Source organism: Amycolatopsis sp. NPDC049688 (assembly GCF_040674975.1).
GTDB lineage: Bacteria > Actinomycetota > Actinomycetes > Mycobacteriales > Pseudonocardiaceae > Amycolatopsis.
In genome coordinates, this window is record NZ_JBFANY010000003.1 from 652,377 (window position 1) to 666,422 (window position 14,046).

The window sequence follows — 14,046 nt, forward strand, 5'->3', positions numbered from 1 at the left end:
CTTCGGATTCAGTCGTCACGTTCCGCGTGTGCCCCACTGGTAGGTCTGCTTCCGCAGCTTGAGGTAGACCATCGCCTCCGCGTGCCGGACACCCGGCAGCGCGCGGATCCGCGTCGAGATCAGCCGCAGCAACGCCTCGTCGTCCGCGCAGACGGCTTCGCACAGCAGGTCGTAGCGCCCGGCGCAGAGGATCACGTACGCGATTTCGTCCATTTCGGCCAGTGCGTCGCCGACCGGTTCCAGCGGGCCGTCGACGGTGATCGCGATCATCGCCTGCCGGAACAGCCCGACCTGCAACGGATCCGACACGGCGACGATCTGGATGACCCCGGAGTCCGACAGCCGCTGGACCCGCTGCCGGACCGCCGCTTCCGACAGGCCGACCGCCTTGCCGATGGTCGCGTACGCGCGCCGCCCGTCCTCCTGCAGCTGCGCGATGATCTGCCGCGAAATGTCGTCGAGCACCGGCGGGGCGGGTCGGCTCGGAGTGTCCTGGCTGCTCACGCCCGGGATCATCCCCGACGCGGGCAACGCCAGGCAAACCCGGCACGCCGTGACGGTAGGTAACTAAATCCGAACACCGCGCCCCGGATCAACAACGGATTTAGTCGTCTTCGGGCCGTTGACAACGCCGAATCGGTGCTGTTCCATCCGTCGCACCCTGCCCCCGGCCGGAGGGAACGCCCATGCCCCGCACTCCCGCCCCGCCCGACGTCGCCGCGGCCGCCGCCACGAAGCAGCCCCGCACGCTCACCCGGTCCATCGGCGTCGGCGGCGGCACGCTCCTCACGCTCAGCTGCGTGACACCGGCGTCGTCGCTGTTCGTCCTCGTGCCCCCGCTGTTCGCCGACCTCGGCACCGGCACCGCGCTCGCCATCGCGCTCGCGGTGCTGCTCTGCGTCGGGATCGCCTTCTGCTACTCCGAACTCGGCACGCTGGTGCCGAGTGCCGGCGGCGAGTACGCGATGGTGACGACGGTGGCCAACCGGTTCGCCGGCTGGCTGACGTTCATGCTGTCGTTCGTCGTCATCCTCGTCGTGCCGCCGATCATCGCCATCGGGGTCGCGGACTACCTGGCCGTCGTCGCCGACGTCAGCCCGTCGGTCGCGGGCGCGCTCGTCATGCTCGCCTCCACCGTGATGGGCCTGCTGAACCTGCGGTCCAACGCCTGGATCACCGGGATCTTCCTGGTCATCGAGATCGTCGCGATCTTCGTCGTGTCCCTGCTCGGCTTCACGCACACCACGCAGAGCCCGGCCGTGCTGCTGAAGCCGGCCCTCGGCACGAGCGGGATCGGGCTGATCGCCGTCGTCTCCGGGCTCGCCGTCGCGTTGTTCGTGGTGCAGGGGTTCAGCACCGCCGTCTACCTCGCGGAGGAGATGCGCGAGCCGCGCCGGACCGTCGCGCGCACGGTGTTCTGGACGCTCGGCATCAGCGCCGTGGTCATCCTGGTGCCGGTCGTGGCCGTCACCCTGGCCGTGCCGGACACCGCCGCGCTCGCCGGGGTCGACCTGTCCGCCCTGGTCACCGGCTGGAGCAGCAGCGCCGTCGGGGTGGCGATCAGCCTCTGCATCGCGGCCGCGATCGTCAACGCGGTCATCGTCATGGTCATCCAGAACTCGCGGGTGCTCTTCGCCTCCGCCCGCGACCATGCGTGGCCGGCGCCGGTGAACCGCGCGATGAGCGTGGTGGGCAAGCGGTTCGGTTCGCCGTGGGTGGCGACGCTGGTGACCGGGCTGTCCGAGGCCGTCCTGTGCTTCGTGCCGGTCGACACGCTCAGCGGCGTCACCGGGGTCGCCGTCGTCGCGCTGTACCTCAGCGTCGCGGCCGCCACGCTCCGGGCGCGCCGGGCGGCGCACCGGAAACCGGACGTGTGGCGGATGCCGCTGTGGCCGCTCCTGCCGGTGCTCGCCGTCGCCGCGCTGGCCTACGTCCTGGTCGAGCAGAGCGCGCTCGACCTGGGGATCACCGCCGGCGTGCTGGTGGTGTCGGCGCTGTACTGGTGGGGCTACCTGCGCCGCCGTCCCGGGCGCTGGGTCGTCACGGTCCCGCAGGACTAGCGGCGGCCGCGGAGCTGCCGCACGCCGACGACGATCACCGCGAGCAGCCCGGCGATCGCGACCAGCGCCCAGATCCAGGTCGGGACGCCGACGGAGTCGAGCGTCGTGGCGGAAGCCCCGGTGATGGTGAAGTGCACGGTGCCGGTGACGTTGTCGCCGTCCTTCGCGACCACCTGCCAGGTCAGCGTGTAGGCCTGGGCGGTGCCGGACGGCGTGACCGGCACCGTCACGACGCCGCCGTCGACGGCCGGGGCGCCGACCGCCCAGGCGGTGCCGTCGCGGCCGGTGATCTTGACCGGGTCCGGCGGCAGCGTCACGGGCTCGCCGAAGGTCAGCCGGACCTGCGTCGGCGCCGTCGCGAGCGAAGCGCCCTCCGCGGGTGAGCTGGACTCGAGCTCGGTGTGCGCCGACGCGGGCCCGGCGAGCACGACCAGCCCGATGAGCGCGGCGAGAACGGCTCCGAAGGAACGGCGCGGGATCATCCGGACATCCTGCCCTATCCGCCCGTGCAGTCTTCGTGTCCACCCGTGCAGCCGCGGCGGGGCCGCTTCTCATCGCGGCGCGCATTGGCGAGGATGGACGCCTGGGTGGCGAGGGAAGGACGTCCATGGCGACAGTGCGCGACGAAGCCGACGCACGGCAGCAGCTGAAGGCGGAGCGCCGGCGCGAAGGACCCGACGAGCCGGGTACCGGAGCGTCGGACGTCGAGAAGCCGCAGGGAGCCGGTTCGGCCGCGCTGGTCGCCGACACCGACGTCCTCGCCCTGGACTACGCCGAGGTCGAAGCGGCCAAGAAGGCCCTCGACGAGCGCTACCAGGAGCTTTCCGGGCACCTCGCGAACGCGCGCGAGCTGGGCACCCCGCTCGCCGACGGCAAGGGGCCGGTGTCCCACTGGATGCGCCGCTCGTTCGGCCTGCGCGGCGGCGCGGACGCCGGTGGTGTGCAAGCGGCCCTGACGTCGTACCTGGCCGAACTCGCCTCGCTGCGGCAGGCGCTCGAAACCGTCGCCGCGACGCACGCGAGGAACGACGACGAGGCCGCCGCGGCGCTGCGGGCGGGTGAGGGCCGTGCCTGAGTTCCACTCCACGCACCACCGTCCGACCGCGCGCGGGCAGGCGAAAACGCGGCGCGTCCGCCGAGAGAAGGCGGCCAACGCCCGCGAAGCCGCGTTCGGCCGGATCCACTGGGACAGCTATGAGCACCGCGAGCTGTGGGACATGGTGCAGTCGGCCGAGCCGCCGAAGCTCGGCGAGCAGGCGCACCGGTGGGCCGAGCTCGCGAAGGGCGTCGACACGGCGACCGGCGACGTCCACGCGCTGGTGCAGAAGCTGCTGCTGTCGTGGCGCGGCCCGTCCGCGGCGCAGGCCGCCGATTCGGTGCGGCGGCTGACCACCTGGGCGAGCACGGCGAGCGAGAACGCCCGGCAGATCGGCGACGGCCTCGACACCTACACCGCGGCGATCGGCGAGGCCCGCCGGAAGATGCCGGAACCCGTGCACTACTGGGCCGAGCGGTGGTTCCGGGAGGGCTACGCGGTCAAGCGGCTCGACGGGCCCGAGGGCACCTACATGCTGGACGACCTGCTCGACGACAAGCTGCCGACCAAGAAGCAGGCGGACGACGCGAAGGCCGAAGCCGTCCGCGTCATGGAGCAGTACGAGAGCGCGAGCCACGACGTCCGGCACCGGCTGCCGCCGGCGTTCGACACCGCGCCGGCGGTGAGTGCGTCGGAGCCGGGGGTCGCGGTCGCGCCGCCCGCGCGGGATCCCGGCCCGGGTTTCGACCCGCCGTTCGACCCGGTCCCGCGGCCTCCGCACGCTCCGCACTCTCCGCGCTCTCCGCAGGACGACTCGACATCGACCGCTTCGGTGGTGCCCGGAGCACTGACCGGCACAGGGCTGCCTGTCGGCGCCGACGGGGTGATCGGCGCGGGCGGCGGGGTGCTCGGGGGCACCGGCGCTTCGGGGTACGGGTGGGGCGGGATTCCGGCGGCCGGCGTCGCGGGCCCGGGCGCCCTCGGCGAGGGCGGACGGGCCGGGGCGGGCCGGTTCGGCGGCTCGCCGCCGGGCTCGGGCCCCGGCGCGGGAGGCGGGCGCGGCCCGGCGGGCGGGTACGGCATGTACCCGCAGGGCCAGGGCACGCGCCGCGAGGAGGACACCGAGCACCACGACAAGTACGCGTCGGGCTACGACCTGATGGACGACCTGCCGCCCGCGTACCCGCCGGTGTTCGGCGAATGACGGGCTTCCACGCCGACCCGGCGGCCCTGGAGGAGCTGGCCCGCCGCCTGGAGGACGCGGCCGAGGAGTACGGAGCGGCGGCGGACGAGACGAGCGGGCCGGGCGACCTCGGGCCTTTGGTGCCGGACGCGCTCCGGGCGGTCACGGACGAGTGGGCGGACCGGATCCGCGCGGTACAGCGGGAAATCGCGGCGACGGCGGCGAGCGTCCGGACGGCGGCGCAGGTTTACCGGACCGGCGACGCGGGCGTTGTGGAGGAGCTGAGGCGGGCCGATGGCTGAGCGCGGCGCAGGCGAGCGGATTCGGGGACGCCAGCTCGGGCGGGCCGATGGCTGCCACAGCGCAAGGCAGCCGGACCACCGCCACCCGGCCACCAATACCGAGCCGCACCACCCCGCCCAGCCCGATCGCCACCACAGCGCAAGACAGCCGGACCACCGCTGCCCAGCCACCGTGCACCACCCCGCGCAGCCCAATCACCACCACAGCGCAGAGCGGCCGGACCTGCGCCACCCAGCCACCGTGCGCCACCTCGGGCGGCTCGATCGCCAGCGCATCGCGCGGCAGCGGGCGCTGATCCCACCCCACCCCGGGCGGGCCGATGGCTGAGTTCCGCGGCCTCGGCTTCGACCCCGCCCCGGGCAGCCCGGATGCCGTCGCCGAAGCGGCGCGCCGGTGTTCCGCGGCCGCCGCGCGGCTCGGCGAAATCCCCCTGCCCGGGGACATCCCCGGCTGGGCCGGCCCGTCCGCGCAGGCGCTGGCCGAGCGCGCCCGGCAGTCCGCAGCCGGCGTCGCCACCCTGCCGGACTCCCTCCGCGAAGCCGCCGCCGTCCTCGAAAACTGGGCCGGGACCCTCCTCGCCCACCGCCGGCAGGCCGAAGACCTCGACCGCCGGGCCAAGCAAGCCCAGCGGGCCGTCGTCGAGGCCGAAGATGCCGTCGAACAGGCCGAAACGACCGCGCAGTTCTCCCCCGCCGCCGCCCCCGAAGCCGCCGCGGCCCGGGCCCGGCTCGCCGCCCGGCAAGACGAACTCGACCGCGTCCGCCGCGAAGCCCGCGACCTCGAACGCGCCCACACCGCCGAGGCCGCGCGCGTCGCCGGGCGGCTGCGGGCCCTCGGCGACGGCGACCCCCTGCCCGGCGCGCCCGGCTTCCGGCAGCTCACCACCGCCCTGGAGACCTTCTCCGCCGCCGGGCGCGAGCTGGGCGTGACGGTCGCGCGCACCCCCGTCGCGCCGGTGACGCCGCCCTCCGGCGCCGTGGGCGCGTTCACCGCGGCGCTGGGTGGCCGGTGAAACTGCCCGCCGTCCCGGGGATCACCCCGGTCAGCCTGGCCTCCGTCGAGCGCACCACGGCGGAGCTGCACGCCCACATGGCACGCCTGCGCGGACCCGACGCCGCCCGGGACGTCGGCCTGGAAGCGGCCGCCGTGCAGTCCGCGGAAATCGCCCACGACCAGCACGCCGGCCTGCTCGCCCTGGTCGAGCACCGCGACGCCGACCCGGCGCTGCTCATCGCCGGGGTGGTCCCCCTTTCCGGCCCGCCCGGCGACGCCGCGGACCTCCGGCACTTCGTCGCCGACACCACGCCCGGCCTGCGCGAGGTGAGCCACGCGCAGACCCGGCGTGGCTACCCGGTGGTGATCGTCGAACGGATCGGCCTGTCCGGCGCGCAGCTGCAGGCGGTCGTGCTCGACCCGGACCGCCCGCGCGCGGCGGTGTTCACCCTGCACTCCCCCGGCGGCCGGGGCTGGCTGGAGGTCGCCGGACTGGCCGGGACGCTCGTCGCCGGCGTCGACCTCACCCCCGCAGCGCCCGCTCCCGGTATTCGCGCGGGGTCCGGCCGGTCGCCCGGCGGAACGTCCGCGAGAAGTGCGGGGCGCTGGTGAACCCGCAGTCACGCGCGATCTCCGCGATGCCCCGGCCCGCCTTGGCCGGGTCGGCCAGCAGCGCCTTCGCCCGCTCGATCCGCAGGCCCTTGAGCCGTTCCGAGACACCCTGTCCGTCGTCGAACAGCTGGTACAGCCGCCGTCGCGAGATGTACAGCGCTTCGGCGATGCGGTCCGCGGTGAGCGACTGGTCGGCCAGGTGGGCCCGCATGTACTCCAGCGCTTCGCGCCGCCGGGCCGCGAGCGCGTCGACACGGTCGAGCTCGCTGCGAAGCGCGCTTCGCAGCACCAGCTCGGCCAGGCCCAGCAGGTGGTGGGCGAGTCCGTGCGGGTCGAGCCGCGGCCCGGCCGCCAGGACGTGCGCCACCGCGCCGGCGAACAGGGCCCGCAGCGGCGCGTCGACCTCGACCGGCCGGAACATCAGCGGCCGCAGCTCGGCGAACGCGATCGACAGCTTCGCGGCCGCGACGGTGAGCATCACGACGCCGGAGGCCTGCAGGTGCAGCGTCGCGTCGGCGAAGGTCAGCTTCGCGCCGGACTCGGCCACCGCGCGCGGCACCGGGCAGCGCAGCACCAGCTGGATGCTCTCGGGATCGCTTGCCGCACCACCGAGGATCGCCGCGCGCGCCGCCGCGGCGCCCGAAGCGCGGACGACGAGGTACCCGCTCGCGGGTACGTCCACCGGGTACGGCTCGGCCATCGGCACCATCGTGCCCGACGCCGGCCGCCCACGACGGGAAGGGGGACCATGGCGCGCCGCACCGCGACGGCGGCGGGAGTGATCCTGTCGCATCTGGAGTTCGACCTCCTCTGGGAGGATCTGGGGCCGGGCGGGCCACCGCCGTACCCGTTCGACGTGCCGGCGCACGGCCGCACCCACGCCGAGCGCGACGACCTGGGCGTGCGCGTGTTCGCCGGGCTCGCCGAGGCCGGGCTGACCGACGGCGACGACGTCGACCCGGCCCTGGCGGACCTGGTCACGCTGCTGGGTTCGCCGTCGCTGAGCGTCGACGCGCTGGTGCTCGGGGAAGCGCCGTGGCGGCTGCTCGCCGCCGTCCGGGACACCGCGGGCGTGCTCGCCGTCCTCGACGAACGCGACCTGGTGCTCGAACCGCTGCGGCCGGCGGACCTGGTGCCGTCGGTGGCCCGCATGCTCGGCGACCAGCCACCCGGCCCCGGCGAGCAGCTGCGGCTTCCGCGAGCGGCGTACGCGGCGGCGATGGACGCCTACGCGCGCACCGGGTACGACGCGTTCGAGCGGGCGTTGGCCGCGGCGGGGATCACCGGCCGGGCGGTCCGCCCATTGGCGACGCTGGTGACGGCGGGGCGCCACACGGGGGGCCAGCTGGCGGCGACCGGTCCGGCGGGCCGGACGCCGGTGCTGGCCTGGTTCGACACCGCGGCGGGCCGGTACGCGGTGACCCCGGAGGACGCGGGCGGCGAACCCTGGGTGAGCGTCACCCCGGTGGACGGCCTCGCCGGCCGCATCGCCGGGCTCGTCGACGCGGCCCGCTGAGCCACCTCAGGTGGCCCAGGTGGCGGGGACGAACGAGTCCGGCTGCCTGGCCGAGCCGCCCGGGAGCTCGGCCGGCAGCAGGTCTCCCAGTACCTCCTGGCCCTGCTGCAGCGCATCCGCCCCGGCATCCCCCGCCAGCCGCCGGATCAGCTCCGCCAGTGCGCGCGGCGACCGGGTCAGGGCCCGCCGCTCGAAGCGCAGGTCCACCAGGGCCCCGTGCAGGTCGACCACCACCGACACCCCGGCGTCCGTTGCCGAAGCGCGGATCGCCGCCAGCCGTTCGCCGTAGCCCGTCATTGCGCCCGCCAGCTTTCCGGCGTCGTCTCTTCCGCGGCCTCCCCCGGCGCCGGCAGGCCGAGCCCGTCGACCTCGCCGTCCAGGGTGTGCCATAGCGACGCGGTCGCGCGGGCCGAGGCCGCCGCCGTGAGCAGCAGGATCCGCCGGGCGAGCTCGTCCGGGTCCAGCCGCAGCGCCGCGGCTTCCAGGGTCAGCTCCTGCAGCGCCCCGCCGGGCGCGACCTCCACGGCGACCGTCCGGTCGGCGGCTTTTCCGGTGATCACGGGTGCACCCCTCCGTAGAACGTCGACGCCGAAAGCGGGTGCGTGTTCCGGCGGACGGCGTCCCCGGAGTTGCCCTCGATCAGCGTGACGCGGTGGCCTTCGACCTTCTCGACGATGCCGATGTGCGTGCTGGTCGCCGTGTTCTGCGGGCCGGTGCCGAAGATCAGCACGTCCCCCGGCCGGGCCTCGTGCAGCGAGTTCTTCCCGTACGCGTGCCCGTTGCGCTGTCCCCAGTGGAAGACGTCGCCGCTGAACGGCAGGACCGGGATCTTCACTCCGGCCTTGCGCCACATCGCGGTGGCGAACGACGAGCACCACGCGGCGGTCGGCCCGTACGGGTTGCGGTTGCTGCCCGGCGGGTTTTCGCGGGTGCCGAGCTCCTTGCGCGCGGCGTGCACGATCTCTTGGCCTTTGGTGGACACGGGATGCGTCGGCTTGTCGGCGGCGCTGTCGTGGGTCAGGTCCTTCCGCAGCGCGTCCAGCTTCTTCGCCGACGCCTCGAGTTCCGCGTGCACTTGCCGCAGCGTCGACGCCGACTGGCGCGTGTAGTGCGGCACCAGGTCGGCGACGTGCCCGACGGCTCGCATCAGCGCCGCCTGCGTCCCCGCGGCGACCCCGGCGTCGAGGACCTGCTTGGCCTTGGCGGTGTACTCGTCGACCAGCCGCTGCACGGCCGTGTGCCCGCTGTCCACTGTGGACGCCGCGTGCGCGACGATCTTCTCCGCCGCCGCGCCGGCCGTGCCCGTGGTCCGCAGTTCCTTCGTCAGCTTTGCGCTGCCGCGCCGGAAACCCTCGGCACCGCGGCCGTGCCAGTGTTCGAGGACCGTGGTGCTTTCCTTGTGGTACGCCTCGTGCTGGTCGTCGAGCGCGGCCGCCACCCGGTGCAGGGCGTATTCGGCGCGGACGGCGTCCTCGGCCTTCCCGGCGAGCTTGTTCCGGTGGGCGATCAGGTCCTGCGCGAACGAGCGCGCGAGCGCGGCGGTGTCCACGTCAGCTCCGCCCGTTCAGGGCGGCCGCGGTGGCCGTCTCGTGGTCGCGATAGGACTTCGCGGCCTTCTGCGCGGCGGACGCCAGCCCGTCGGCGTGTGCGCCGACGCCCTTGACCTGCCGCTGCAGCGCCAGGCCGAAGCCGGCCAGGGCGGTGGCGAACCCGGATTCCCGGCCGATCCGGCCGAAGCTGTCTTCGGCGATGTCCCGGACGTCCCGCAGCTGCCCGGTCGCGCCGTCCAGGGTGTCCGCGACGTGCCGGGTCCGCCGGACGTACGCGTGCAGCACGGCATCGTCCACCCGCAACGGCTCGCCGCCTCCGTGCGCGTGCGGCTTGCCGTGGTGCGCGGTGACGTCCTTGGCAGCCTCGCGCGCGGCGGCCAAGTGGTGCTTGTAGGCGCCGTTCGTGTACGTCGACCAGGGCGTGAAGTCGTGGCCGTCGCCCGAGATGCGGTTCGCGACCCGCGCGTTCGTGTCCGGGTCGAACAGTTGGTCGTCGGACTTCAGGTGGTACTGGTGCCGCCGTTCGGGGCCGAGCGCGCCCAGCATGTTGATCTGCCACAGGCCGTACGAGTCGTCCGGCGGGGTCGCGTTGTGCGCGGTCGTCCGGCCGCCGGACTCGGCCAGCGCCACCGCGACCGCGGTGGTGAGGCCCTGGCCGCGGAAGCCGGCCGCGTAGGCGTGCCGGGCGATCTCCCCGGCGCTCAGCTTGGTCATGGTTCGACCTTGACCGGTGGGGTACCCCGGTGGACAGCCGCGCTGCACGCAGGGACAACCCGCGTGCACACGCGGCTCAACCTTCGGGGCCGCTCACCCGTACTGCCGGCGGGTGCACCTGCGAGAAGGGGACACGGATGGGCAGAACCGGGGCGCTGGCCCTGCTGGGGTCGACGCTGGTCATGGCGGCCTGTTCGGCCCCGCGCACCACGACGCCGGCCCCCCTCGCGGAGCCGGTGCCCGTGAGCACGTCCGTTCCCGCCACCACGACGACCACGCCTCCGCCGCCCGCCCCGCCGTGCGCGGTCACGACGGGCGCCTGCGTGAGCCTGGCGCAGCGGCTGGCGTGGCTGGTGCGGGACGGCGCGGTGGTGCGCGGGCCGGTCCCGGCCGGGTTCGGGCCGCCGGACCAGGCGACGCCCGCCGGGTCGTTCCGCGTCGTGTGGAAGGACCGCGAACACCGCAGCAGCGTGTACGGCACCGACATGCCGAACTCGGTGTTCTTCGCCGCCGGCGGCATCGCCTTCCACGCCGGTCCGCTGGACGCGCCGTCACACGGCTGCGTCCACCTCACCGACGCCGACTCGGCGGCGTTCTTCGACGGGCTGAACGTCGGTGACGCGGTGCAGGTCTTGTAGCCTTCGTCCCGGTGGACACCCCAACGGTCATTTCCCGGCTGCGCGCCGCCGGCTGCGTGTTCGCCGAGGACGAAGCGGCGCTGCTGACCGAGGCCGCGACGACCGCCGCCGAGCTCGAGTCGCTGGTGGCGCGCCGGGTCTCCGGGCTGCCGCTGGAGCACCTGCTCGGCTGGGCGGAGTTCCACGGGCTGCGGATCGCCGTGCGGCCCGGGGTGTTCGTGCCGCGGAAGCGCACCGAGTTCCTCGTCGACGTCGCCGTCTCCCTGGCCCCGCCGGACCCGGTGGTGCTCGACCTGTGCTGCGGATCCGGGGCGCTGGGCGCCGCGTTCGCCGCGGCGCGGCCGCCGCGTGAGCTGCACGCCGCCGACGTCGAACCGGCCGCGGTCGAGTGCGCGCGGCTGAACGTGTCCCGGGTGCACCTGGGCGATCTCTACGACGCGTTGCCCGGCTCGCTGCGCGGCCGCGTCGACGTGCTGCTGGCCAACGTGCCCTACGTGCCTTCGGACGCCGTCGCGACGATGCCGCCGGAGGCCCGCCTGCACGAGCCGCTGGTGGCGCTCGACGGCGGCGCGGACGGCCTCGACCTCGCCCGCCGGGTCGCCGCCGGTGCGCCGCAGTGGCTGACCCCGGGCGGGACCGTGCTGGTGGAATCGAGCGGACGGCAGGCGCCGGTGCTCGCGGGCATCTTCGCCGCGGCCGGGCTGAAGCCGGCCGTCCGCGAGTCCGCCGACCTGGGCGCGACCGTCGTCACCGGCACCGCGCAAAGCTGATCTCACGTTCCGGCGGTCCCGGACGTCTACTAGGTGTGATCGTGAAACCGTTCGAGCAGATCGTGACCGAGCACGGGCCGATGGTCCTCCGGGTGTGCCGGGCCGTGGTCGGTCCGGCCGACGCCGAAGACGCCTGGTCGGAAACGTTCCTGTCGGCGTTGAAGGCGTACCCGGAGCTGCCCGCGGACGCGAACGTCCAGGCGTGGCTGGTCACGATCGCGCACCGCAAGGCCGTCGACGTCACGCGGGACCGGGCCCGCCGTCCGCTGCCGGTCGGCGAGGTCCCGGACCGGCCCGGGCGCGCGGAGCCGTTCACCGGCGACGTGTGGGACGCGCTGGCGCGGCTGCCGGACAAGCAGCGCCTCGCCGTCGCCTACCACTACCTGGCCGGGCTGCCGTACCGCGAAATCGCGGAGATCACCGGGGGCACCGCCGACGCCGCACGCCGCGCGGCCGCCGACGGCGTCAAGGCCCTGCGGGCCACCTACCCCTTGGAAGGAGCGCACGCATGACGGACATCGTCTTCCCGCCGTTCGAATTCCAGCTCGATCCGGAAGTCCGCCACGAGCGGCTGGCCGCCGCGGCCGAGCGCAGCGGCCTGCTGGACGTCGCCTACCGCACCCTCGACACCCCCGTCGGCTCGCTCCTGCTGGCGGCCACCGAGCGGGGCCTGGTCAAGGTGGCCTTCGACCGCCAGGACCACGACGCGGTGCTGGCGGCGCTGGCCGCGGAGATCAGCCCGCGCATCCTGCGCGCCCCGAGCCGCCTCGACGCGGTGAGCCGGCAGCTCGACGAGTACTTCACCGGTGAGCGGCGGGCCTTCGACGTCCCGCTGGACTTCCGGCTGGCCCGCGGGTTCCGCCTGTCGGTGCTGGAGCACCTGCCGGAGATCTCGTACGGGCACACGGAAAGCTACGCCCAGGTGGCGGCGGCCGCGGGCAGCCCGAAGGCGGTCCGCGCAGTCGGCACGGCGTGCGCCCGCAACCCCCTGCCGGTGGTGGTGCCGTGCCACCGGGTGGTGCGGTCCGACGGATCGTACGGCCAGTACGCCGGCGGCGAGGAAGCCAAACGGACCCTGCTCACCCTGGAGACGGCATGACCACGTTCGAACAACGCGTGGCCGTGGCGGACTGGGCCACGGTGGCCGCCGAGGTCGACGACTACGGCTGCGCGCTCCTGCCGCAGCTGCTCACCCCGGCCGAATGCGCGCGGCTGGTGGCGCTCTGGGACGAGTCGGCGCACTTCCGGGCGACGGTGAACCTGCGCCGTCACCGCTTCGGGGACAACGGCGACTACCACTACTTCGCCGCGCCGTTCCCGGAACCGGTGCAGCGGCTGCGGCAGGCGCTCTACCCGCGGCTGCTGCCGATCGCCCGCGACTGGTCGGCGCGGCTGGGCCGGGAGGACCGTTGGCCGTCCACATTGGACGAGTGGCTGGCCGTCTGCCACGCGGCGGGCCAGCGGCGGCCCACGCCGATCCTGCTGCGCTACGAGACGGGCGGCTGGAACGCCCTGCACCGGGACCTCTACGGCGACAAGGTGTTCCCGCTGCAGGTCGTGATCAACCTCAACGACCCGGGCACCGACCACACCGGCGGCGAGTTCCTGCTGGTCGAGCAGCGGCCACGCGCGCAGTCGCGCGGCACCGCTACGCTCATCCCGCAGGGTCACGGCCTGGTGTTCACCACCCGCGACCGGCCGGTCCGCTCGGCCCGCGGCTGGTCGGCGGCGCCGGTGCGCCACGGCGTTTCGGTGGTCCGCTCGGGACGGCGGCACACCCTCGGCCTCGTCTTCCACGATGCGGCATGACTTCCGCCGAACTCGAGGCACTGGTGGAGCTGATCGGCCGTGCCCGGCACATCGTGCTCGGCACGGCGGCATCCCCGGCGGCGCGGGCGGACGGCGAGCGGATCGCCGCGGCGTGGGGCGGCCTCGTCCTGGCGACGGTGACGTGGCCGGAGACGGCGGCGTCGTGGCTGCGCCAGGCGCGGCGGTTCGCGGCGCCGGAGCCGGACGTCTGGGTGGTCAGCGCCACCCCGGCGGGCTGGGCCGGAATGGCGCGGCGGCTGCGGCTTTCGACGTCCTGGAGTCCGCACCGGACTCTTCTCACCTCGGCACTGGCGAATTTCCCCGTCCCCGGCCTGCGCGGGACCCGCGCGGACGGCACCACCTGGGAGACCCGATGAAACACCTCGTGGCGGATTCCCCGATCGGCCCGCTCACCCTGGTCGGCACCGGAAACACCGTGACCGGCGTGTACTTCCCGAACCACTGGACCCGCCCGGACCGCAGCGCGTTCGGCGAGCGTGACGACACGGCGTTCCCCGAGGCCGTCCGTCAGCTGGAGGAATACTTCGCCGGCCGGCGCACCGCGTTCGACGTCCCGATGCAGGCGGCCGGCCCCGATGCCGACCGCGCGGTGTGGGCCGAGATCGCCAAGATCCCCTATGGGGCCACCGCCACCTACGGCGACCTCGCGCGAGCCGTCGGCGGCCTGCCGCACGAGGTCGGGGCGGCGGTGGGGCGCAACCCGCTGAGCATCCTGGTGGCGTGCCACCGCGTGGTCGGCAAGAACGGCAAGCTGACCGGCTACGCGGGCGGGCTGGAACGCAAGGAGTTCCTGCTGGAACTGGAACGCCCACCGGCTGCGGAACGAGGGCAGCTTTGGTGA

General features: G+C 74.4%; 21 protein-coding genes. 14 read left to right on the plus strand and 7 right to left on the minus strand.

Annotation, left to right across the window (positions count from 1 at the left end):
* Window positions 1–15 precede the first annotated feature (15 nt).
* Window positions 16–516, minus strand: a complete 501-nt coding sequence (locus AB0J55_RS14050; RefSeq protein ID WP_364247590.1) for an Lrp/AsnC family transcriptional regulator — start codon at window positions 514–516, stop codon at window positions 16–18.
* Between the two features lie 170 nt (window positions 517–686).
* On the opposite strand from AB0J55_RS14050, the gene AB0J55_RS14055 reads away from it, so the two are divergent.
* Window positions 687–2,060 (plus strand): APC family permease, encoded by a 1,374-nt coding sequence (locus AB0J55_RS14055; protein WP_364247593.1) that lies wholly within the window; start codon window positions 687–689, stop codon window positions 2,058–2,060.
* Here AB0J55_RS14055 and AB0J55_RS14060 read toward each other — a convergent pair.
* Window positions 2,057–2,542: a copper resistance CopC family protein gene (locus AB0J55_RS14060; protein ID WP_364247596.1), complete on the minus strand. Its 486-nt coding sequence runs from the start codon at window positions 2,540–2,542 to the stop codon at window positions 2,057–2,059. The genes AB0J55_RS14055 and AB0J55_RS14060 overlap by 4 nt on opposite strands.
* Window positions 2,543–2,667: 125 nt before the next feature.
* Here AB0J55_RS14060 and AB0J55_RS14065 point away from each other — a divergent pair, with 125 nt between their 5' ends.
* The 5 genes from AB0J55_RS14065 to AB0J55_RS14085 all read left to right on the plus strand — a co-directional run bounded on the left by AB0J55_RS14065 (window position 2,668) and on the right by AB0J55_RS14085 (window position 6,187).
* Complete coding sequence (locus tag AB0J55_RS14065) at window positions 2,668–3,135, plus strand: hypothetical protein (RefSeq protein ID WP_364247599.1); 468 nt, start codon at window positions 2,668–2,670, stop codon at window positions 3,133–3,135.
* Window positions 3,128–4,300 carry a PPE domain-containing protein gene (locus AB0J55_RS14070; protein ID WP_364247602.1) on the plus strand — a complete coding sequence of 391 codons (1,173 nt, stop codon included), beginning with the start codon at window positions 3,128–3,130 and terminating at the stop codon, window positions 4,298–4,300. The genes AB0J55_RS14065 and AB0J55_RS14070 overlap by 8 nt, the downstream gene beginning before the upstream one ends.
* Window positions 4,297–4,581 carry a hypothetical protein gene (locus AB0J55_RS14075; RefSeq protein WP_364247605.1) on the plus strand — a complete coding sequence of 95 codons (285 nt, stop codon included), beginning with the start codon at window positions 4,297–4,299 and terminating at the stop codon, window positions 4,579–4,581. The genes AB0J55_RS14070 and AB0J55_RS14075 overlap by 4 nt, the downstream gene beginning before the upstream one ends.
* A gap of 320 nt (window positions 4,582–4,901) precedes the next feature.
* The gene (locus AB0J55_RS14080) at window positions 4,902–5,594 is read left to right on the plus strand and encodes a hypothetical protein (RefSeq protein WP_364247608.1); all 693 of its coding nucleotides are present in this window, start codon (window positions 4,902–4,904) and stop codon (window positions 5,592–5,594) included.
* Entirely contained in the window at window positions 5,591–6,187 is a 597-nt protein-coding gene (locus AB0J55_RS14085) for a hypothetical protein (protein ID WP_364247611.1), read from the plus strand. Before AB0J55_RS14080 ends, AB0J55_RS14085 begins: the two co-directional genes overlap by 4 nt.
* On the opposite strand, the gene AB0J55_RS14090 is transcribed toward AB0J55_RS14085, so the two are convergent.
* The gene (locus AB0J55_RS14090; RefSeq protein ID WP_364247614.1) at window positions 6,099–6,887 is read right to left on the minus strand and encodes a helix-turn-helix transcriptional regulator; all 789 of its coding nucleotides are present in this window, start codon (window positions 6,885–6,887) and stop codon (window positions 6,099–6,101) included. The two genes, AB0J55_RS14085 and AB0J55_RS14090, sit on opposite strands and share 89 nt — an antisense overlap.
* A gap of 48 nt (window positions 6,888–6,935) precedes the next feature.
* Here AB0J55_RS14090 and AB0J55_RS14095 point away from each other — a divergent pair, with 48 nt between their 5' ends.
* Window positions 6,936–7,703, plus strand: a complete 768-nt coding sequence (locus AB0J55_RS14095; protein ID WP_364247617.1) for an ESX secretion-associated protein EspG — start codon at window positions 6,936–6,938, stop codon at window positions 7,701–7,703.
* 6 nt (window positions 7,704–7,709) lie between these two features.
* Here AB0J55_RS14095 and AB0J55_RS14100 read toward each other — a convergent pair whose 3' ends face one another.
* From AB0J55_RS14100 to AB0J55_RS14115, 4 genes are read right to left on the minus strand one after another with little or no spacing between them, the layout of a single operon-like run.
* Window positions 7,710–8,000 carry a YbaB/EbfC family nucleoid-associated protein gene (locus AB0J55_RS14100; RefSeq protein ID WP_364247619.1) on the minus strand — a complete coding sequence of 97 codons (291 nt, stop codon included), beginning with the start codon at window positions 7,998–8,000 and terminating at the stop codon, window positions 7,710–7,712.
* Entirely contained in the window at window positions 7,997–8,263 is a 267-nt protein-coding gene (locus AB0J55_RS14105) for a YbaB/EbfC family DNA-binding protein (RefSeq protein ID WP_364247622.1), read from the minus strand. The genes AB0J55_RS14100 and AB0J55_RS14105 overlap by 4 nt, the downstream gene beginning before the upstream one ends.
* Window positions 8,260–9,252, minus strand: a complete 993-nt coding sequence (locus AB0J55_RS14110; RefSeq protein ID WP_364247625.1) for a CHAP domain-containing protein — start codon at window positions 9,250–9,252, stop codon at window positions 8,260–8,262. Before AB0J55_RS14110 ends, AB0J55_RS14105 begins: the two co-directional genes overlap by 4 nt.
* 1 nt (window position 9,253) lies before the next feature.
* Window positions 9,254–9,967 carry a transglycosylase SLT domain-containing protein gene (locus AB0J55_RS14115; protein ID WP_364247628.1) on the minus strand — a complete coding sequence of 238 codons (714 nt, stop codon included), beginning with the start codon at window positions 9,965–9,967 and terminating at the stop codon, window positions 9,254–9,256.
* 137 nt (window positions 9,968–10,104) lie between these two features.
* On the opposite strand from AB0J55_RS14115, the gene AB0J55_RS14120 reads away from it, so the two are divergent.
* The 7 genes from AB0J55_RS14120 to AB0J55_RS14150 are packed head-to-tail and all read left to right on the plus strand — an operon-like array spanning window position 10,105 to window position 14,046.
* Entirely contained in the window at window positions 10,105–10,605 is a 501-nt protein-coding gene (locus AB0J55_RS14120; protein WP_364247631.1) for a L,D-transpeptidase, read from the plus strand.
* Between the two features lie 11 nt (window positions 10,606–10,616).
* Complete coding sequence (locus AB0J55_RS14125; protein ID WP_364247634.1) at window positions 10,617–11,375, plus strand: putative protein N(5)-glutamine methyltransferase; 759 nt, start codon at window positions 10,617–10,619, stop codon at window positions 11,373–11,375.
* A gap of 35 nt (window positions 11,376–11,410) precedes the next feature.
* Window positions 11,411–11,887 carry a sigma-70 family RNA polymerase sigma factor gene (locus AB0J55_RS14130; RefSeq protein ID WP_364247637.1) on the plus strand — a complete coding sequence of 159 codons (477 nt, stop codon included), beginning with the start codon at window positions 11,411–11,413 and terminating at the stop codon, window positions 11,885–11,887.
* Window positions 11,884–12,474: a methylated-DNA--[protein]-cysteine S-methyltransferase gene (locus AB0J55_RS14135; protein WP_364247640.1), complete on the plus strand. Its 591-nt coding sequence runs from the start codon at window positions 11,884–11,886 to the stop codon at window positions 12,472–12,474. The genes AB0J55_RS14130 and AB0J55_RS14135 overlap by 4 nt, the downstream gene beginning before the upstream one ends.
* Window positions 12,471–13,184 carry a 2OG-Fe(II) oxygenase gene (locus AB0J55_RS14140; RefSeq protein ID WP_364247643.1) on the plus strand — a complete coding sequence of 238 codons (714 nt, stop codon included), beginning with the start codon at window positions 12,471–12,473 and terminating at the stop codon, window positions 13,182–13,184. Before AB0J55_RS14135 ends, AB0J55_RS14140 begins: the two co-directional genes overlap by 4 nt.
* Entirely contained in the window at window positions 13,181–13,561 is a 381-nt protein-coding gene (locus AB0J55_RS14145) for a hypothetical protein (RefSeq protein WP_364247645.1), read from the plus strand. The genes AB0J55_RS14140 and AB0J55_RS14145 overlap by 4 nt, the downstream gene beginning before the upstream one ends.
* Complete coding sequence (locus tag AB0J55_RS14150; RefSeq protein ID WP_364247648.1) at window positions 13,558–14,046, plus strand: methylated-DNA--[protein]-cysteine S-methyltransferase; 489 nt, start codon at window positions 13,558–13,560, stop codon at window positions 14,044–14,046. The genes AB0J55_RS14145 and AB0J55_RS14150 overlap by 4 nt, the downstream gene beginning before the upstream one ends.